This window comes from Streptomyces sp. NPDC087859, assembly GCF_044742595.1.
Lineage (GTDB): Bacteria > Actinomycetota > Actinomycetes > Streptomycetales > Streptomycetaceae > Streptomyces > Streptomyces canus_F.
Genome location: NZ_JBIUUU010000026.1, coordinates 17575 through 36831 on the forward strand (window position 1 = coordinate 17575; position 19257 = coordinate 36831).

The following is a 19257-nucleotide window of genomic DNA, read 5'->3' on the forward strand; positions in this document are numbered from 1 at the left end:
GGCGCTTGCTTCAGCCTCCCCGCACGCGACGGAGCTCCCGTCGACAGGTCATTCCGGCGGACTGCCTGTCGACGGGAGCTCCGCGCCCCGTTACTTCACACCCCTGACCATCCGGCCGTGGATCAAGCCCCGAACGTCCACATCAGGTTGGTGCTCTGCTGCCATGTCCACTGCTTGGCCGCGGCCCCTTCGGCGACCATGCCGCCGCCGTCGAGGACCAGTCCCGTGCTGCGGTTGGCTATCGAGTACCGGCCGTTGCCGCGGTCAGTGATCTGCCACTGCTGGTTGGTGCCGCCGTTCCAGGGGGCCTGCCGGACCGGGTCGCCGTTACCGGTGGCGCCCCAGCCGTCGGCGGCCATGCCGTTGCCGCGGTTGACGAGCCGGTAGTAGCCGTTTCCGAGTTCGATCGCCTGCCACTGGACGTTGGCGTGGTCCATCGGCTCCCACTGCTTCAGGTTCGAGCCGCTGGACGCACTGCCGCCGCTGTCCAGTACCAGGCCGCTCGTGACGTTGCCCAGGCGGAAGTACGTGGCCGGGTTGAACGTCACCTTCAGCGAGGCAATGGCGTCGTTGTTGCCGGTCACCCGAAGGTCGGCGGCGTTCGAGGTGAACGTCCAGGCGGTGCCGGTGAAGTTGTCGCCGGAGTAGCCCGTGACCTGGAAGCCGTCGGGCACGAGGATGGAGGAGGTCGCGGCGGGGCCTAGACCGGCGGCGGACAACTGGGAAGAGGTGTAACCGCCCAGCTGCAGAACGCCGCGGGTGCCTTGGTAGTCGACGTTCTGGAACACCGTCGGTGAGACCGTCGTAGGCATGCCCTGGACCTCGACGCACACCACGGGGAGGGTGGCGTTCGGCGCGGTGGCCGGCACGGAGACGTTGATCTGGTCGGTGACGGTGTACGAGAGCGAGACCGAGGGGTTGTTCAACAGATAGACGCGGCTGATCGTGTTGTCGATCCTCGGGATCCGCAGCTGGCCGTTCGTGGGCCAGGTGAAGACATGGGCGAAGAGCTTGCCGCTCTTCTTGGTGACCTTCCCCCATGCGGGTTCGCCGGCGAACGGGCTGCCGCCGGTGCCGTGAATGCTGTCGCTGTGCGTCGACATCCATGAGGCCAGACCGTTCAGGACGGTCTGGGATCCCGCGGTGACCGAGCCATCGCCCTTGGGACCGATGTTCAACAGGAGGTTGCCGTCCCGGGAGACCACCGTGACGAGCTCTTGGACGATCTCCTTGACGGATCTGTAGGAGTTCTCCTTCGAAGCGTTGTAACCCCAGGCGTCGTTCATGGTGACGCACCGCTCCCACACCCGGCCCAACGGCTCGTCGGGTATCCCGAACTCCGCGACCGTGTAGTCGCCGAGACGGTGGCCCCGCTTGACCCGCTCGTTGACGATGAGGCCGGGCTTGCGGGCGATCAGCCAGTTGTAGAGGTCGACGCCGTCCGATTGCAGCCACCAGTCCTCCAGAGTGGGGTTGGAAGGCTCGTCGAACCAGTCGCCGTCGAACCACAGCACTGCCGGGTCGTAGCGGTCCAGGAGTTCCTGAAGCTGTGCCTTCATGTCGGCGATGTAGCCCGTGCGGGCGGCCTGCGACGACATCGTCGAGAGGCCGTTGTCGTGGCGGTCGGTCTGGGAAGGGTGGTTCCAGTCGAGGATCGAGTAGTACAGGCCGAACCTGATCCCGCGGCTCTCGCACTCGGTCTTGAGGCTCATGAGCGGGTCGCTCTGGATGCCGCCGAAGTCGCGCAGGTTGTACAACTTGGTGCCGGTGGCGTCCTTGAAGCCCGCGACGTCGGAGTTCCACATCGCGTAGCCCTCGTGGTGCTTGGCCGTGATCACGAGGTACTTCATGCCGGCGTTCTTGGCCAGCTCGGCGATCTGGGCGGCGTTGAACTGGCTCGGGTTGAAGTTCTGGGTGACCTGGGTCTGGTAGTTCGCCTTGCTCCACTGCGAGTTGGTGAACGCCCACTCGCCCTGGCCTAGCTGCGAGTACGACCCGTAGTGGATGAACATCCCGAACCGGGCCTGGTACCACCAGTCCATCTTCGAGGGGACGGTGTACGCCTCGGCGGTGGCGGGCCACAGGGCCTGCGGCAGCCCGAAGGCCGCCACTCCTCCGGCGAGGGCGGCGGCCTTCATCAGAGAGCGTCTGCTGAGGGGAGCTGAGGACATGGTGCGGCTCCATGTGTCAGGGGGAGGAAGGCAGGGCGCTACGAGCGGAACGTCAGTCCTGGGACCCTGCTCCGCGTTGAGCCAAGAAGATACATCGGATGGATTTATATGGGTGCGCCGGTAGTCGCGTCTAGGTGCAGGACGAAATTCCCTGACAGAAGGCGTTGGTAGGGGAATTCCCAGAGAAGGCAGGACCGAAGAGGGGCAACCATGCTAGCGAGGACATCCCATACATCGGATCTATCCCTAGGTGGTCTCCCGTATGCTCCTCACGTGCACGAAGGTGAAATGGCGGGCGGCGACCAGGAGAAGAGCGGCCAGGGCGGCCGGTGCCGCGTAGGCGAGTCGGAACTGGCCGGTGGAGCCGAGGAGTCCGCTCACCGCGCCGCCGGTGATGACACCGACGTAGTTGAAGAGGTTCAGACGTGCCAGGACCGCCTCAGAGGCAGCGGGACGCAGCCGCGCGGCGGAGGCCAGACACAGCGGAGCCAGGACGGACACTCCCAGCCCCACAGCCCCGGCCGCGAGCACGGCGAAGGGCCAGCTCGGCGCGGCGGCCATGCCGATCAGGGCGCTCGCGACGAGCAGGGCCGCGGTGCGGACGACGGCAACCGCTCCGAACCGTTGCACGAGACGGTCGGTGGCGGCGCGACCGGCGACCGTGCCGGCCTGGTAGGCCGCGTACGCCAGCGGCGCGACCGTGAGGGACGCGGCGAGGGTCTGGCGCAGGTAGACCGACGACCAGGCCGAGACCGTGGAGTCGACGACGTAGACGACGAGGAGGACCAGGCCGAAGGGGATGAGCCGGATCCACAGGCGGCGTCCCAGCGGCGGCTGCGCGACGGTGTCCGACGGCCCCGTGCCGGAGGTGGGGAGAGCATGAGTGCGGATACAGCCGGCGAGGAGCAACACGATCCCGGCCTGCACACTCAGACCGACGCCTACCGGCCACTCCAGCCGGGCGGTCCCGGCGGTGAGCAGTGCCGCGACCACGCCGCCCACACTCCATGCCGTGTAGAAGGAGCCGAAGATGCTGCGGCCGTAGGCGCGTTCGATCGCCGCCGCCCGGGTGTTGGCCCCGACATCGAGGGCACCGACAGCGAGTCCGAAGAGGATGTACGCGCAAATGGCGGTCGCTTCGTCAGGGGCCCATCCGATCAGCACCAGTGCGACCGCGGCCGTCAGCACTGCCCCGCGCATCGTGGCGACGGGACCGGCGCGACGGATCGCGGCCAGACCCAGGAAGCTGCCACCCCCTGCCATCAACGCCACCGCGACCAACAGGGCGGTGGTCAGGAGCGGAGCCAGTTTCAGGTGTTCGGTGACAGCGGGGACGGTCGTGTACACGGCGGCGACGGACACCCCTTGCGCGGCGAACGCGAGGGTCGCGCCCCTACGGGCACCGGTCCTGGAGACCGGGTGGCCGGCCGTCACCCGTACCGAAGCATGAGAGGTCATGATGCTGTCGCGCCTTCAATTCCTGTGTGCGCCGAGGTGAACAGTCGAGAACCAGGTAGTCGAATGCCGTGTGGGTCGTGGGGGTGGCCGAAACCCTAGCCAGGCACGGAAGACAGACTCAGGACGCCAGGGGCCGTACAGGGGACTTCGGAGGCCATGCGCTTCGACCGGTGACGCCCGCTGCTTACGGTGGTCGCCGAGGAGAAGGTGAGTGCGATGTCCATGGCCCCCAACCCGGCAGACCCGCCCGGCACCAGTCGCAGCACGTCGGCGACGATCCAGCCGAACATCCTGCGCTATCTCGTCGTGGTCGCCGACGAGCGCGGTGTCGATCTGCGGCCCCTGCTGAAGCAGATGGGGCTCGACGAGCCCGTCATGCGCTCCGCCGCGCTGCGGGTGTCGTACCGGCAGGGCAGCGCGGTGATCCGCCGTGCGCTGGAGCTCACCGGGGACGAGCGCCTGGGGCTGAGGGTCGGCGCGGCACAGCATCTGACCGCGTGGGGCCTGCTCGGCTTCGCCCTGATGGCCGACGACACGCTCCAGCACGCCATCGAGACCGGGGTGAAGTACCAGAACCTGTCCGGGGCGATGGTGGTGTGGTCGGCCGGTGTGGGTCAGGAGGACGACGCCTTCGTGCTGCGCGCCGATCTTCCCGATCCCGCCATGGACCCGGCGGTGGCGTCCTTCCTGAGCGAGGAGGCGTTCGCCTCCGTGGTCACCCTGTCGCGGCTGGCCGTCGACCCGGCCTTCGCGCCACGGGCAGTGGAGTTCTCCTTTCCTTCGCCGCGCCAACTCGACCTGTACAGCGCCCTGTTCCGCTGTCCGGTCCGCTTCGGCGCCCCCGCGAACCGGATGATCATCGACGCGGCGTGGGCCCGTGCCCGGATGCCCGGCCGGGATCCGGTGGGCTACGCGTCGACGCTGGAGATGCTCGACGAGCAGATGGCTTCCCGTCGTGACCAGCAGGACCTGCTGGAGGTACTGGAGATCTCCGTCGCGCAGAGCCTGCCGGTGGTGCCCTCGTTCGGTGAGCAGGCGCGGCGACATGCGACGAGCGAGCGGACGCTGCGCCGCCGGCTGGCCGACTGCGGCACGACGTACGAGGCACTCGTGGAGGGGGTGCGCCGGGAACGCGTCGAACAGCTATTGCTCCGCCCGGAACTGACCCTGCGTGACATCGCCCGCCGGGCGGGGTTCTCCGACGAACGGGCGCTGCGCCGCGCGGTACGGCGCTGGCACGGGGCCTCCCCTGTTGAGCTGCGGGAGCGGATGCGTACCGCTCGCCTTTGAGGCCGAGGTCAGCGGGTGCGGATCCAGATCGTCTTCTCCCGGGTCCACTGGTCGAAGGCGTCGGTGGACTTCTCCGCGCCGCCGAATCCCGACTGCTTCCAGCCGCCGAAGGGTGTGCTGATGTCACCCTCGCTGTAGGCGTTGACGGAGACCACGCCGGCCTCGATGCCGCGGGCCAGCCGCAGCGCGGTGTCCAGATCGCGGGTCCACACCGAGGCGGCGAGGCCGTACTCGGTGGCGTTGGCCCTGCGGACCGCCTCGTCCTCGGAGGTGAAGGTCTCGACGGTGACGACGGGGCCGAAGAGCTCCTTGGTGAGGACGTCGCTGCCGTCGGGGGCCCGGGTGATCACGGTAGGTGGGTGGTAGGCGCCTCGCGCGGGCAGACCGTGGGGCAGTCCCCCGGTGTGGATCCGGGCTCCGCCGGCCCGGGCGGCCTCCACGGCTCCCGCGACCCGGTCGAGGGCGGCTCGGTTGATCAGCGGCCCAACCTGCGTGCTCGGGTCGGCAGGATCGCCGATGACTAGCCCCCTCGCTGCGGCCGTGAACCGCTCCAGAACCTCCTCGGCGATGGCGTGGTGCACCAGGACCCGGGAGCCGGCCGTGCAGTTCTGCCCCATGGTCAGGAACGCGGCCTCGATCATGTTGTCGATCAGCTCGTCGCCGTAGGAGAGAGCGTCGGCCATCAGCACCTGGGGGCTCTTGCCGCCCATCTCCAGCGAGACGCGTTTGAAGTTGCTCTCGGCGGCGTCCTTGAGGATGCGGCGGCCGGTCGCGGTGGACCCGGTGAAGGAGAGCGCCCCCACGAGGGGGTCACGGGCGAGGGCCGCCCCGGCTTCCTGGCCGTACCCGGGCAGCACCGTGAGCACTCCGTCGGGCAGACCGGCCTCGGCTGCGAGCGCGGCCAGGTGCAGGGCCGAGCGCGGGGTCGCCTCGGCAGGCTTGACCAGCAGACAGTTGCCGGCGGCCAGGGCCGGTCCGACCTTCCAGGCGGTCATGGCCAGCGGGTAGTTCCACGGCAGGATCGCCGCGACGACCCCGACCGGTTCCCGGCTCATGAGGCCGAGACCGTCGGGCCCGCCCGGCGTGATGCGGCCGAAGACCTTGTCGGCCGCCTCGGCGAACCAGCGGATCGACTCGATCGCGCCCGGTACGTCGCCCGTACGGCACTCCGTGATGGGCTTGCCCGCGTCCTCGCTGTCCAGCCGGGCGAGGATCTCCGCGTCGCGTTCCATGAGGTCGGCGAGTCGCAGCAGCACCGCACCGCGCTCCCTGACCGGCAGCCGCGACCACACCCGGGCGTCGTGGACCTGCCGGGCCTGCTCGGCGGCCTTGGCGACGTCGTCGGCGCTCGCGGCGGGAAGGGTGGTGATGGGTTCGCCGGTGGCGGGGTTGACGACGTGCAGTATCTCGTTCGTGGTCATGCTTCCTCCACCAGTTCCCAGCGTCCGTCGGTACGGCGGGCGAGTCCGCGTCGGCGCAGGTCCTCCAGATAGCGGGCCATGCCACGGTCACCGCGTTTGCGGAACAGCGGGAAGACGCGGGGCAGCAGGTTCGGCATGAGCATCGCGAACCGCACCAGACGGGACTCGCCCGCCCGTGGGTAGGCCTCCAGTCGCGGCTTGTCCAGCAGGCTCACCACGGCCGCGACGACGTCGGCGGGCTGCTGCGGGGGATCCTGGAACTGTATGGAGTTCCCGCCGTCCACGGCCTCCTGGCGCAACATCCGGGTGTCGGTCGCCGACGGCAGCACCGACCCCGCCAGGATTCCCTTGCTCCTCAGGTCGAGCCCGATGGCGAGCATCGCGCCGCGCAGCCCGAACTTGGAAGCGGTGTAGATCGGGGTCTCGCCCAGCGGGAAGACCCCTCCGAGGGAAACCGTGGTGACCACCCGGGCGTCCCGGGAAGCCATGAGCAGAGGAAGGGCGATCCGGGTCGTGATCAGCGGTGAGGTCAGGTTGAGGGTGATCTCCCGCTCGATGCTCTCGACACTGCGGACGTCGAAGCGTTCGGCGCTCGTCATGCCCACGTTGTTGACGAGTACGTCGAGCCCACCGTGGTCCTCGGCGACCACCTCGAACAGCCGCTCCACCTGGGCCCGGTTCATCAGGTCACAGCCGATGCCCGTGTGCCCGGCGCCCGGCAGGTCCGCGGCCACCCTCATAGCGCGGACCGCGTCGATGTCGACGACGACGCAGCGGGCGCCGCCGGAGGCGAAGCGACGGCACAGCGCGCTGCCGATGCCGCCCGCGCCGCCGGTCACCACGATGACCTTGTCGGTGAAGTCGAACGCGCTCATGCCGTCGCTGCCGCGGGTCGAAGGGAGCGCACGGGCGGCGGCTGGCCCTCGGTGCGCCAGCCCATCTCGCGAGCGACCTTGCCCAGGTACTTCACGAAGGCCCCGCTGTCGACGTAGCCGGTGTGGCGCGGCGAGTCGACGAACTTCAGCCCGCCGGACAGATCCGGGTGGTCGGCGCGGATCCTCTGGGTGAACCGCTCCGCGTTTGACCGCCGGTGCCGCACGTCGTGGAGGTACCCGGCGATCAGCTGCGCCTGCGTGTCGAAGAGCTGGTAGGCACCGGAGTTGGTCTCGACGAAGCCGATGCCGAACAAGCCCTCGTGCTCGCGCGAGAACGACGACAGGTACAGGTCGGGGTGCTGTTCGTCGCCGAAGTACTGCTGCGCGACCGGCACTTTGTGGACGTAGCCCGTGGCGAGCAGGACGAGGTCGAAGTCGTCGCTCGTGCCGTCGGTGAAGTGCACGGTCCGGCCCTCGGTGCGGGCGATCCCGGGCTTGGCGGTGATGTCGCCGTGCTGGAGGTGGTGGATCAGCATCGAGTTGATGGCGGGGTGGGTCTCGAACAGTTTGTGGTCCGGCTTCGGCAGCCCCAGCCGCGTCGGGTCCCCGTTGATGATCCGCAGGAGGGCGCCGAAGACCCGCTGCGCCAGCCACATCGGCAGATGCGGCCCGCTGTTGGCGATGGTGTCCACCGGCCGGCCGAAGAGGTGCTTGGGGATGAACCAGTATCCGCGCCGCATGCTGATCACCGCGTGGTCCGCGGTCCGGGCCGCGTCGCACGCGATGTCGCATCCGGAGTTGCCCGCGCCCACGACCAGGACCCGCTTGTCCCGCAGTTCCTCCGCGCCGCGATAGCCGACGGTGTGCCGGACCTCTCCGCTGAACTCCCCCGGCAGTTCGGGGATGTTGGGGTGCCACTGCGATCCCGTGCAGACGACGACCTGCCCGTGCACGCTTTCCCGGCCGTCGGCCCGGGTGACCGTCCAGGTGCCGTCCGCGTTCTTCCGGACGCTTTCGACCTCGGCGCCGAACTCGATGCGGTCCGTCAGCCCGTAGGCCTCGGCGAAGGACGTCAGGTACGACAGGATCTGCCGGTGGGGCGGGTAGTCCGCGAAGTGGTCGGGCATCGGGAAGCCGCCGAAGCCCGACAGGGTCCTGCTGGAAATGAAGTGGGCCGACTCGTACATCGGGCCGCCGGGATTGTCGATGTCCCAGATACCGCCGGGCCCGGTGTGCCGCTCCAGATGCGTGTACGGGAGATTCCGCTCCGCCAGGGCCCTGGCGACCGCCAGCCCGGCAGGCCCCGCCCCGATCACACACGTATCAAACTGGCTTTCCTTCACGGGCCTGCCTCCTCGTTCGTCCCGCTTCACGGGCGTTGGAGGAAACGTATGCACCCGCCGTTCAGCGGGAACTGACCCGCGCGGCCAGGGACCGGACCTCAGCGGCCGCGCGACCGCGGCATCCGGCTCGGCACGAAGGAAGGGCTGTACCGCGCCGTCATGGAGCAGCTCACGCAGGATCTGATCGCACAGGTCGAACAGGCCGCTCCAGCCGACGCCCTGGCCGCCGCGCTGTGGCGAACGGTGCGGGAGCAGCCCGCCAACCATCAGCTCCTCACAGAGCTGACCATGTTCGCGCTCCGCTCCCCCGCTCTGAGCGAGGCCCTCGAGAGCCACTGCCGGAGCGTGACCGAAGTGACGGCGAGGCTGGTGGCCGAGGCGGCCGAGCGCACCGGCCGGCCTCTTGCCCAGCATGCGGAGACGATCGCGCGGTTCTTCCTGGCCGGCTTCGACGGGCTCACCATGCAGCACCTCTCCCTCCCCGACGAGGAGGCCGAGCGCACCTGTCTCCAGGCCTTCGTGTCGGCCGTGGTGGCCATGGCCGGCGGGCGCCTGGATCTGGTGTCCCTGCCCGCGAGCTGATCGGGGCCGGGCGCACTCGCACGCAGTCGGCGGCGCACTTCAGCAGCGTGCCGAAGAGCGCCGCCGGAACAGATGGTCATGCGGGCGCGATCGAGGTGGGACCCGTCGGTCCCGGTCTGTACGGCTCGCCGGCCGCTATGTGGTGCCACCTGCTCCCGTGACAGCGCAGGCCGTGCCGTTGAGGGTGTACGCGTCCGGCGAGGCGGTGTTGCCGGTGTGGCCGGCCTGGAAGCCGATGTCGACGGACGCGCCGGGGGCGATGGTCGCGTTGTGGGACGCGTTCACGGCCGTCACCCGGCCGGAGGCGGGCGAGTAGGCGGCGTTCCAGCCGGAGGTGACGGTCTGGCCGGCGGGCAGGGTGAAGCCCAGGGACCAGCCGTCGATCGCGGTGGTGCCGGTGTTGGTGAGGGTGATGCTCGCGGTCAGACCGGAGTTCCAGGCGCTGACGGTGTCGCCGACCTGGCAGCTCGCGGTGCCGGGCGTCGGGGTGGAGGTCTGGAACTGGGTGAAGAACTTCCACACCTCCGCCGGCAGCCAGGTCCTGGAGCCGCTGTCACCGGCGGCCCCGTCCTGCGGAGCGGCGATGTGCCCCTCGTCGAACGCGGCCCAGGCGACCGGATGGCCGGCCGAGCACCCCGAGTAGGTGGTGATCCGGTGCGTCAGGCTGCCCTGCGCCGGTTCGGGCGGATTCTGTGCGGTGCAGCCGTTGTTCCTGACGAACCTGTCCCGCAGGGTCCGTCCCCCGGAGATGCCGAGGACGTTGTCCCTGAGACCGTGCACCCCGAGGTAGGCGATGGGCTGGGTGCCGCCGCTGCACCCGCTGAGCAGCCCGCCGCTCTGGATCGCGACCGCACGGAAGACGGTCGCCCGGGAACAGGCCAGCGCGTACGACATGGCCGCGCCGTAGCTGAAGCCCAGGGCGAAGCGCTGCGTCGTGTCGACGCACAGGTCCGACTCGATCCGCCTGATGATGTCGTCGACGAGCGTGATGTCTTCCCCGCCGGTGTTGGCCCACCCGTTGTTGAGGCCCTGGGGTGCGACGAAGACGGTGCTGTTGTTCGCCTGCCGCTGGAGCCCGTAGTAGGCCCAGGTGCCCGTCTCCACGGTGCGGCCCGTCGCGACGTCGGTGGCGGTGCCGCTCAGCCAGTGGAACCCGAAGACGAGCCGGTACGCGCGCTTCTGGTCGTAGCCGTCCGGGATCCGCAGGATGAAGGACCGGCTCTTGCCGTTGCTCTGGATCGTGTACGTACCGCTCGTCAGGGTGGGGGCCTTGCCGCATCCGGCGGTCGGTGCGGCGGCCGGGAGCGCGGTGTTCGCGCCGGGTCCGCTGCCCAGTGCGGTGCCTCCCGTGGCCAGAACGAGCAGTACCGCCACCACGGCGCCCCATAAGTGAAATCTCGGCCTTGTCCTGGTCCTCATGCAACTCCCCTTCGCTGTTGGATCGTCGCCCCGTTCACAGCCGGCTCCACTTCTGACCGGCCCTGCCGTCGCAGGTCCACAGGACCAGTGCGGTGCCGTTGGCGGTACCGGCCCGGTCGGTGTCTAGGCAGAGTCCGGAGTGGACGTTGCGGACCGACCCGTCGGAGCCGATGGTCCATTTCTGGTTGTTCTGGCCGTTGCAGGTCCAGGTGATGACCCGGGTGCCGTTGGCGGTGCCCTGGTTGTAGGCGTCGAGGCACTTGTCGCCGAAGACGCGGATCTCGCCGCCCGCCCACGTGGTCCACAGCTGGTTGGCGGCCGTGTGACAGTCCCAGAGCAGAACGGTGGCCCCCGCGGCGGTGGAGGCGTTGTCCACGTCCATGCAGCGGCCGGAGCCGTTGCCGCGCAGCCGCGAGGTGGTGGCGGCCAGCGGACTGCCGCCGGTCACCCGGAACGCCGCCACACCGTGCGCGGGGACGCTCGCCGAGATCTGTCCGGACGTGCTCGACGTGCCGCCCGACCACAGATCCGTGAGGGTGAACGACCCGCCCGTCAGACCGACTTGAGCCGCTGTCGTGCTGACCATCGCGGTGCCGCCGCCCCGGTTGAACAGGCCCACCGCCACCGATCCGTCGGACAGAGGCTTGGCGAACACCTCGGTGTTGCCGTCGTCTCGGACCCGGCGCCCGCCCGCGCCGAGCGCGTCCTGGTTCACCGCCAGCAGCCGCGGGTTGCGCAGGACCGCGCTCACGTCGGCGGACATGGTGCGGATGTCGTTGCCGGCCATGAGCGGGGCGGAGAGGAGGGCCCACAGGGCGAAGTGGGATCGGGACTCGGTCAGGGACAGGCCGGGACGGCCGACGACGAGCATGTCGGGGTCGTTCCAGTGCCCCGGGCCCGACTGAGCCGCGAGCGGCGCGGTGACGTCCAGGACGTTGCCGACGCCCATCGGGTAGCTGTTGGTGTTGCCGTTCTGCCAGATGTCGAGCAGGTCCTCGGTCGTCCGCCACAGGTCGGCGACCTCGCCCCAGTTGTACGTGGCGCCGGTGATGGCGTGCAGGCTGTTCGGGTTGATGCTGTAGACGATGGGCCGTCCGGTGGCACGCAGGGCGTCGCGCATGAGCGTGAACCGCGCGACCTGCTCGTCACGGGTGCCGCTGGAGGAGCACCAGTCGTACTTGAGGTAGTCGACGCCCCAGGAGGCGAACGTGGTGGCGTCCTGGACCTCGTGTCCCCTGCTGCCCGTGGACCCCGGGTAGCCGCCTGTGGCCTGCGCGCAGGTGCGTTCGCCCGGCACCTGGTAGATGCCGAACTTCAGCCCCTTGCCGTGGATGTAGTCCCCGAGGGCCTTCATCCCGCTCGGGAACTTGGCCGGGTCGGCCCGCAGGTTGCCCGCCGTGTCGCGCTGCGGGTCGAACCAGCAGTCGTCGACCACCACGTACCGGTAACCCGCGTCCCGCATGCCCGAGGACACCATCGCGTCGGCGGCCTCGCGGACCCGCGCCTCCGTCACCCCGCATCCGAAGCTGTTCCAGCTGTTCCAGCCCAGCGGCGGAGTGAGCGCCGGACTGCCGGGCGCGGCGGAGGCGGTGGAGTGGACCGAGGCCGTGAGGGACGCGGTGACCGTCAGTGCGGCCGCCGCGAACAGGTGGAGAAGTCGTCTGCCCGATGGTCTGAGCACCCTGGGCTCCTTTCAACGCAGGCAAGGGCGCCGGACAAGGGATGACCGACGTACGGGAGAGGCTTGTGACATGTCTATGACACTCACATCGGCGTCCGAAATTTCGATCTACTTTCGGATCGCCGACTCCAGGGAGACTAGAGGGACTTCTGGGCATGTCAACAGCAATCGGCCGGTCAACCGACTCCTCCACGCGCTTCGGCGGCAGGCATCGAGATCCGCGGTCCGATTCGTCGACGATCGAGCACGACCGGATGCGAAAGGTTTCGGCATTTCGATCGAATCATGCGAGGCGTATTGACGGGAGCTGTGGGCCTCGCAATCATCCCGTTGCTCGATGAGTCGATTGCTGTTCGTCATACCGAACCTCGCGGGACCGATCCACCCCCACAGCGCTCCCTCACAGAGAGATCGACACATAGACATGTCATGCTCTGATCAACCTCTGGGGCGTCGCCGAGTGCTGGCCACCGCCACCGGCCTGGTCACCGGTGCCCTGCTTCCGGCCATCCCCGCCCACGCTGCCGCCGCCGCCACGTTCACCAACCCGGTGATCTGGCAGGACTTCGCGGACATCGACATCATCCGCGTCGGCGCCACCTACTACGCCTCGGCCTCGACGATGCACTACTCGCCCGGGGCGCCCGTCCTGCGGTCGTACGACCTGGTGAACTGGGAGATCGCCGGCCACTCGGTGCCCGTGCTCGACTTCGGCACCAAGTACGACCTGAACGGCGCCCGCGGCTATGTCCGGGGCATCTGGGCGTCGTCGCTGGCCTACCGGCCGAGCAACCGGACCTTCTACTGGCTCGGCCAGATCGACTTCGCCAGGACGTACATCTACACGGCCACCGCCGCCGAGGGACCGTGGAACAGGCTGACGACGATCAGCACGCCCTACTACGACGCGGGACTGCTCGTCGACACCGACGACACCCTGTACGTGGCGTACGGGAACACCACCATCAGCGTGGCCCAGCTGTCGCCCGACGGCCGCAACCAGGTACGCACACAACAGGTGTTCACCACGCCGTCGAGTGTCGGCACCCTCGAGGGTGCCCGCTTCTACAAGATCAACGGGCAGTACTACATCTTCCTGACCCGCCCCGCGAACGGGCAGTACATCCTCAAGTCGTCGGGCGGCCCCTTCGGTCCCTACACCATGCGGCAGGTCCTCCTCGACCTGCGCGGGCCGATCGCCGGAGGTGGAGTCCCGCACCAGGGCGGGTTGGTGCAGACGCAGAGCGGTGCCTGGTACTACATGGCGTTCGTGGACGCCTACCCCGGCGGCCGGGTGCCCGCCCTGGCGTCGGTCACCTGGACCGCGGACGGCTGGCCCGTCGTGCAACTCGTGAACGGCGCGTGGGGCACGTCGTATCCCAGCCCGGCCGTGCCCACTCCACCGCGCCAGGTCACCCCGATGACCGGCGTCGACACGTTCGACGGCACGAGCCTCAAACCGCGATGGGAGTGGAACCACAACCCGGACAACACGAAGTGGTCGGTGAACAACGGACTGACGCTGCGGACCGCCACCGTCACCAACGACCTGTACTGGGCCCGCAACACGCTCACCCACCGCATCCAGGGCCCCACCTCGACCGCCACGGTCCAGCTCGACTTCTCGGCGATGCACGACGGCGACCGGGCCGGACTCGCGCTGCTGCGTGACTCCTCCGCCTGGATCGGTGTCAAGCGCGACGGCGGCGCGACGCGGGTGGTGATGGTCAACGGGCTGACCATGGACGGCAGCTGGAACACCACCGGCACCGGCACGGAGGCCGCGAGCGCTCCCGTGTCCGGCTCCCGTGTCTGGCTGCGCGCGGCCGCGGACATCCGCCCCGGCGCGGCACGTCCCGGCACCTTCTCCTACAGCACCGACGGCACCACCTTCATCCGCCTCGGCCCCGCCTTCTCCATGGGCAACGACTGGCGGTTCTTCATGGGCTACCGATTCGCCCTCTTCCACCACGCCACCCAGGCACTCGGCGGCTCGGTCCGCATCCCGCGGTTCGAGCTGGCCACGCCCTGAACGATCGGAGGATCGCACAACCCACCCCCCACCCCCCACCGTACGAGGAGAACCATGAACCCGCTGAAACGGCTCGGCCGTCGCCGAGCCTCGGTGCTGTCCCTGCTGGCGGTCGCCGCCCTGATGGCGCCGGAGGCCGCGACCGCCGCACCCGATGCCGTCCGGGCCTCCACACTCGGCGCCCAAGCCGCCCAGTCCGGACGGTACTTCGGCACCGCGGTGGCCGCCGGAAAGCTCGGCGACGGCACGTACACCGGGATCCTGGACCGCGAGTTCAACCAGGTCACACCCGAGAACGAGATGAAGTGGGACACCACCGAGCGATCCCGGGGCTCGTTCACCTTCGGCCCCGCCGACCAGATCGTCAACCGCGCGACGGCCCGCGGCCAGCGCGTGCGCGGCCACACCCTGGTGTGGCACTCCCAACTGCCCGGCTGGGTCAGCTCCATCACCGACGCGAACACCCTGCGCAGCGTGATGAACAACCACATCACCACCGTCGCGAACCACTACAAGGGCCGGATCCACTCCTGGGACGTCGTCAACGAGGCCTTCGCCGACGGCGGCAGCGGCCAGCACCGGCCCTCGGTGTTCCAGAACCTGCTCGGCGACGGCTTCATCGAACAGGCCTTCCGCACCGCACGGTCGGCCGACCCGGCGGCCAAGCTCTGCTACAATGACTACAACATCGAGAACTGGAGCGCCGCGAAGACCCAGGGCGTCTACCGCATGGTGCGCGACTTCAAGTCGCGCGGGGTGCCCATCGACTGCGTCGGCTTCCAGGCGCACTTCGGCACCGGCGGCCCGCCCTCCAGCTTCCAGAGCACTCTGTCGAACTTCGCCGCCCTCGGCGTGGACGTACAGATCACCGAACTGGACATCGCCCAGGCACCGGCCACGGCGTACGCGAACTCGGTGCGGGCCTGCATGAACGTGTCGCGCTGCACCGGCATCACCGTCTGGGGCATCCGGGACAGCGACTCCTGGCGCAGTGGCGAGAACCCGCTGCTGTTCGACCGGAACGGCAACAAGAAGGCGGCGTACCAGGCGGCGTTGACCGCGATGGGCGGCACGGCCGCCGCACAGAGCACGACCGGTGCACAGAGCACGACCGCCCTGTCGGCCAAGTCCGCCGCCGCCCTCCCCTCCCGCTTCTCGTGGAGTTCCAGCGGGGCCCTGATCGGGCCGAAACCGGACTCGAGCCACAACATCGCGGCGGTCAAGGACCCGTCGGTCGTCTACTACAACGGCAAGTACCACGTGTTCGCGAGCACCGCGAGCTCCGCCGGGTACAACCTCGTGTACCTGAGCTTCTCCGACTGGTCGCAGGCGGGCTCCGCCACGCACCACTACCTCGACCGCACGGCCATCGGCACCGGGTACCGGGCCGCGCCCCAGGTCTTCTACAACACCGCGCAGCGCCTGTGGTACCTCGTCTACCAGACCGGCAACGCGTCGTACTCGACCAACCCCGACATCAGCAACCCCAACGGGTGGAGCGCACCGCGCAACTTCTACGCGTCGATGCCGGACATCATCAGGCAGAACATCGGCAACGGCCACTGGGTCGACATGTGGGTGATCTGCGACAGCGCCAACTGCTATCTGTTCTCCTCCGACGACAACGGGCACCTCTACCGCTCCCGGACGACCGTCGGCCAGTTCCCGAACGGGTTCACCAACACCGTCATCGTGGCCCAGGACTCCAACAAGTACGCCCTGTGGGAAGCGAGCAACGTCTACAAGGTGCAGGGCTCCGACCAGTACCTGCTCCTGGTCGAGGCCATCGGCTCGGACGGCCGGCGCTACTTCCGCTCCTGGACGACGAGCAGCCTCGCCGGTTCGTGGACACCGCTGGCCGCCTCCGAGAGCAACCCGTTCGCCAAGGCGAGCAACGTGACCTTCCCCTCCGGATCCTGGACCAGGGACATCAGCCACGGCGAGATGATCCGCGCCGGCTACGACCAGACACTGACCATCCCCTCGTGCAGGCTCCAGTACCTGTACCAAGGGATGAACCCCAACGCGGGCGGCGACTACAACAACCTGCCGTGGCGACTGGGCCTGCTCACCCAGACCAACTCGACCTGCTGACCAGGTGACCGGTTGGCGATGTGGGCCCCGCCGCTCGTGCGGGGTCCACGTCCTGCCCGGTCACCGGGCCACGGATATTCTCTGGCGATGTCGAATCGTTCAGTGACGGCGGGAGTCGCGCTCGCCGGTGTGATGGCGCACTGCGGCGGAAGCCCGGTCCGCGCCGTGGAGTATCTGGTGGGGGCGATAGCCTCCGCGCCGGCGGCCCCGGAGCCCTATGCGGCCCTCGCCGAGTTGTGGCGTGAGCGGCGCTCCGAGCTGAAGGAGGGTCTCGAAGGGGACGGCTCCTTGAGCACGGTGCCGGCGCAGGCCTACTTCCTGTTCCTCGACGGGGACATGGACGACGCGGTGATGACCCTCGGCTCGGTCACGGGGGTGCGGCCGGACGTGGCCTGGGGCGCTGCCCCGTGGTTCGGCGATGCCGGACTTCTGGGCGCGGTGAGTGCCCAGGCGCTGGCCGAGGCGTGTCTGCGGACCTTGGACTACGGCCGTGTCCTGGACTCCGACGAGACGCGTGAACGGTTCGCGCCCTGGTTCCATGCCATCGACGTCGTGTCCGAGCGCAGTCCCGTGCCGGAGTCGCTGGCCTCCATGGCCCGGCTGCCTCGGGCCTGCGGTCGCCACGAGCTGTCGTTCGCGCTGTGCGACCGTGCCGACGCCGTCGACCGGGTCATGTGGACCGAGGTCACCCGAGCGGGCACCTGGCGGGCGATGGGCGACCTGGACCAGGCCGCGACCGCCTTCGCGCGTGCCCTGGCCCTGGAGCCCGACAACTGGTCGCTGCACCTGGACCTTGCCGACCTGCGTGCCGAACAGGGCGACTTCGCCGCGGCCGTGAGTCACGCCGAACAGGGCCTGGCACACGCTCCGGACGAAGTCTCCCCACGCGCGGCACACGCCGCCTACCGCGCCCGCCTGACCGGCTCGTCCGACAACCTGCGGAACCTGATCGCCGTCGCGCCGCAACTCACGAACACCTCCTACCGCGACCTCCTGATCGACTACGCGTGCGCGGGACCGGGACTGCCCGGCGCCCTCGTGGCCGAGGCCCGCCGCACCCGCCGGCACGCGGGCTGACCGACCCTCCACTGATCGCGCCGCCGGTACCCGCACGCCGTCACCCCGATGCCCTGCGGGGCGCCCCCGTCCCGCCCCGGCCCTTGTCACCCACGGACTATCCACGGCCCCCCGGGACTCATCTCCCCCAAACAGAAGCCCGATCGACCCGGTCCGCCCCTGCGGCGCTGCCATATTCGGTAGCCACTTCGGAGGTGGCCATGACACTTGAGGTGGAGACATCCAGGGCGGGGCCGGTGGCGGAGAGGGAGGCCGGCCGGGTGCCCGACCCGATCGCCGAACGATCCGTGGACCGAACCGTCGATCGCATCACCGCACTGGAGAGCCGCCGGACGCGGGCGGTCACCGCGCAAGGGCCCAGGAGACGTGGGGAGTACGGCGCCCGGGAGCGGATCGACCTGCTGCTGGACGCGGGCTCGTTCACCGAGACGGGTCTGTTCGTACGCGCCAGGCCCACCGGCGACGGCGCCGGGCGCCCGTACGGCGACGGGGTGGTCACCGGGTACGGCACGATCGACAACCGAGCCGTCTGTGTCTTCGCCCAGGACTCCACGGTCTTCGGCGGCAGCATGGGCGAGGCCTTCGGGCAGAAGACGCTCGCGCTGATGGACCTCGCCCTGAAGACCGGCTGTCCGGTCATCGGCCTCAACGACGGCGGTGGCGCCCGTATCCAGGAGGGCGTCACCTCGCTCGCCCTCTACGCCGAGCTGGTGCGCCGCAACGTGCAGGCGTCCGGGGTGATCCCGCAGATCTCGGTCGTCCTGGGCCCGTGCGCCGGCGGCGCCGCGTACTCGCCGGCCATCACCGACTTCACCGTGATGGTGGACGGTGCCTCGCACATGTTCGTCACCGGTCCCGACGTCATCGAGACGGTCACCGGCGAGCGCACCAGCGCCGAGGAACTGGGCGGCGCCCGTACCAGCAACACCGTTAACGGCAACGCCCACTTCCTCGCCGCCGACGAGGTAAACGCCCTCGACACCGTCCGCGACCTGCTGTCGTACCTGCCCGCCAACAACCTGGAGCGGCCCCCGCAGTACGCGCCGGGGGCCGCGCCCGCCGGGCGGTGTCTCGACACGGTGGTTCCGGACCGGCTCGGGCAGGCCTACGACATGCGCGACATCCTGCGCTCGGTCGTCGACGACGGCGAACTCCTGGAGGTGCAGGAGCTGTTCGCTCCGAACATCATCTGCGCACTGGCCTTCGTCGAGGGCGGTGCCGTCGGAGTCGTCGCCAACCAGCCGCTGCACGCCGCCGGGGTCCTCGACATCGACGCCTCCGAGAAGGCCGCGCGGTTCGTACGGTTCTGCGACGCGTTCGGCATCCCCCTGCTGACCTTCGCCGATGTCCCGGGCTATCTCTCCGGAGTCCGCCAGGAGCAGGCCGGCATCATCCGGCGCGGCGCCAAACTCCTGTACGCGTACGCCGAGGCGACCGTCCCCAAGGTCACCGTGGTGGTGCGCAAGGCGTACGGCGGCGGATACGCGGTGATGGGCTCCAAGCACCTGGGCGCCGACATCAACCTCGCCTGGCCCACCGCCCGCATCGCCGTCATGGGTGCCGAGGGCGCGGTGGGCGTCCTGCATCGCCGTGAACTCGCCGCCGCGGCCGACCCCGAGGCGTTGCGTGCCCGTCTCGTCGCCGCGTACGAGAGCACGTACGGCACCCCGTACCTCGCCGCCGAGCGCGGCTACATCGACGCCGTCATCGCCCCGCGCGACACCCGCGCCCACATCTGCCGTGCCCTGCGCACCCTGCGCGGCAAGCGGGCACCGATGCCGGAGCGCCGCCACGGCAACATCCCGCTCTGACCG

At 69.5% G+C, this 19257-nt stretch carries 12 protein-coding genes and 1 pseudogene; 6 read left to right on the forward strand and 7 right to left on the reverse strand.

All coding sequences use genetic code 11. From position 1 onward, the window contains the following. Positions 1 to 122 precede the first annotated feature (122 nt). Together ACIOHP_RS43760 and ACIOHP_RS43765 are read right to left on the reverse strand one after the other, a co-directional pair. A complete protein-coding gene (locus ACIOHP_RS43760; protein WP_401896439.1) occupies positions 123 to 2171 on the reverse strand; it encodes an alpha-L-fucosidase in 2049 nt (682 codons plus the stop codon). Positions 2172 to 2417: 246 nt separating this feature from the next. Next, a complete protein-coding gene (locus ACIOHP_RS43765) occupies positions 2418 to 3629 on the reverse strand; it encodes an MFS transporter (protein WP_401896441.1) in 1212 nt (403 codons plus the stop codon). Between the two features lie 216 nt (positions 3630 to 3845). Here ACIOHP_RS43765 and ACIOHP_RS43770 point away from each other — a divergent pair, with 216 nt between their 5' ends. Continuing rightward, positions 3846 to 4919, forward strand: a complete 1074-nt coding sequence (locus ACIOHP_RS43770; protein ID WP_401896443.1) for an AraC family transcriptional regulator — start codon at positions 3846 to 3848, stop codon at positions 4917 to 4919. Positions 4920 to 4927: 8 nt separating this feature from the next. On the opposite strand, the gene ACIOHP_RS43775 is transcribed toward ACIOHP_RS43770, so the two are convergent. The 3 genes from ACIOHP_RS43775 to ACIOHP_RS43785 are packed head-to-tail and all read right to left on the reverse strand — an operon-like array spanning position 4928 to position 8558. Continuing rightward, positions 4928 to 6340 carry an aldehyde dehydrogenase family protein gene (locus ACIOHP_RS43775; protein ID WP_401896446.1) on the reverse strand — a complete coding sequence of 471 codons (1413 nt, stop codon included), beginning with the start codon at positions 6338 to 6340 and terminating at the stop codon, positions 4928 to 4930. Beyond that, positions 6337 to 7215, reverse strand: a complete 879-nt coding sequence (locus tag ACIOHP_RS43780; RefSeq protein WP_401896448.1) for an SDR family NAD(P)-dependent oxidoreductase — start codon at positions 7213 to 7215, stop codon at positions 6337 to 6339. The genes ACIOHP_RS43775 and ACIOHP_RS43780 overlap by 4 nt, the downstream gene beginning before the upstream one ends. Beyond that, positions 7212 to 8558: a flavin-containing monooxygenase gene (locus tag ACIOHP_RS43785; RefSeq protein WP_401896450.1), complete on the reverse strand. Its 1347-nt coding sequence runs from the start codon at positions 8556 to 8558 to the stop codon at positions 7212 to 7214. Before ACIOHP_RS43785 ends, ACIOHP_RS43780 begins: the two co-directional genes overlap by 4 nt. 129 nt (positions 8559 to 8687) lie before the next feature. Between ACIOHP_RS43785 and ACIOHP_RS43790 the strand changes: the two are divergent. Continuing rightward, positions 8688 to 9140 (forward strand): annotated as a pseudogene (locus tag ACIOHP_RS43790) (TetR/AcrR family transcriptional regulator); the annotation flags it as partial. A gap of 135 nt (positions 9141 to 9275) precedes the next feature. On the opposite strand, the gene ACIOHP_RS43795 reads toward ACIOHP_RS43790, so the two are convergent. Together ACIOHP_RS43795 and ACIOHP_RS43800 are read right to left on the reverse strand one after the other, a co-directional pair. Further along, the gene (locus ACIOHP_RS43795) at positions 9276 to 10517 is read right to left on the reverse strand and encodes a cellulose binding domain-containing protein (RefSeq protein WP_401896452.1); all 1242 of its coding nucleotides are present in this window, start codon (positions 10515 to 10517) and stop codon (positions 9276 to 9278) included. Between the two features lie 76 nt (positions 10518 to 10593). Beyond that, complete coding sequence (locus ACIOHP_RS43800; RefSeq protein ID WP_401896454.1) at positions 10594 to 12240, reverse strand: glycoside hydrolase family 27 protein; 1647 nt, start codon at positions 12238 to 12240, stop codon at positions 10594 to 10596. A 424-nt stretch (positions 12241 to 12664) separates the two neighbouring features. On the opposite strand from ACIOHP_RS43800, the gene ACIOHP_RS43805 reads away from it, so the two are divergent. The 4 genes from ACIOHP_RS43805 (at position 12665) to ACIOHP_RS43820 (ending at position 19254) form a co-directional block, all read left to right on the forward strand. After that, on the forward strand, positions 12665 to 14272 hold the full coding sequence (locus tag ACIOHP_RS43805; RefSeq protein ID WP_401896457.1) for a glycoside hydrolase 43 family protein: 1608 nt from the start codon (positions 12665 to 12667) through the stop codon (positions 14270 to 14272). 54 nt (positions 14273 to 14326) lie between these two features. Next, positions 14327 to 16366, forward strand: coding sequence for a non-reducing end alpha-L-arabinofuranosidase family hydrolase (locus ACIOHP_RS43810; RefSeq protein WP_401896458.1), 2040 nt, complete (start codon positions 14327 to 14329; stop codon positions 16364 to 16366). Positions 16367 to 16453: 87 nt separating this feature from the next. After that, complete coding sequence (locus tag ACIOHP_RS43815; RefSeq protein ID WP_401896460.1) at positions 16454 to 17443, forward strand: tetratricopeptide repeat protein; 990 nt, start codon at positions 16454 to 16456, stop codon at positions 17441 to 17443. 200 nt (positions 17444 to 17643) lie between these two features. Next, on the forward strand, positions 17644 to 19254 hold the full coding sequence (locus ACIOHP_RS43820; RefSeq protein WP_401896463.1) for an acyl-CoA carboxylase subunit beta: 1611 nt from the start codon (positions 17644 to 17646) through the stop codon (positions 19252 to 19254). Positions 19255 to 19257 lie beyond the last annotated feature (3 nt).

Coding starts and splice junctions, on each gene's coding strand:
- ACIOHP_RS43765 (WP_401896441.1), bottom strand. CDS start 3,629: ATGACCTCTCATGCTTCGGTACGGGTGACGGCCGGCCACCCGGTCTCC.
- ACIOHP_RS43760 (WP_401896439.1), bottom strand. CDS start 2,171: ATGTCCTCAGCTCCCCTCAGCAGACGCTCTCTGATGAAGGCCGCCGCC.
- ACIOHP_RS43815 (WP_401896460.1), top strand. CDS start 16,454: ATGTCGAATCGTTCAGTGACGGCGGGAGTCGCGCTCGCCGGTGTGATG.
- ACIOHP_RS43820 (WP_401896463.1), top strand. CDS start 17,644: ATGACACTTGAGGTGGAGACATCCAGGGCGGGGCCGGTGGCGGAGAGG.
- ACIOHP_RS43775 (WP_401896446.1), bottom strand. CDS start 6,340: ATGACCACGAACGAGATACTGCACGTCGTCAACCCCGCCACCGGCGAA.
- ACIOHP_RS43805 (WP_401896457.1), top strand. CDS start 12,665: ATGTCATGCTCTGATCAACCTCTGGGGCGTCGCCGAGTGCTGGCCACC.
- ACIOHP_RS43810 (WP_401896458.1), top strand. CDS start 14,327: ATGAACCCGCTGAAACGGCTCGGCCGTCGCCGAGCCTCGGTGCTGTCC.
- ACIOHP_RS43780 (WP_401896448.1), bottom strand. CDS start 7,215: ATGAGCGCGTTCGACTTCACCGACAAGGTCATCGTGGTGACCGGCGGC.
- ACIOHP_RS43770 (WP_401896443.1), top strand. CDS start 3,846: ATGTCCATGGCCCCCAACCCGGCAGACCCGCCCGGCACCAGTCGCAGC.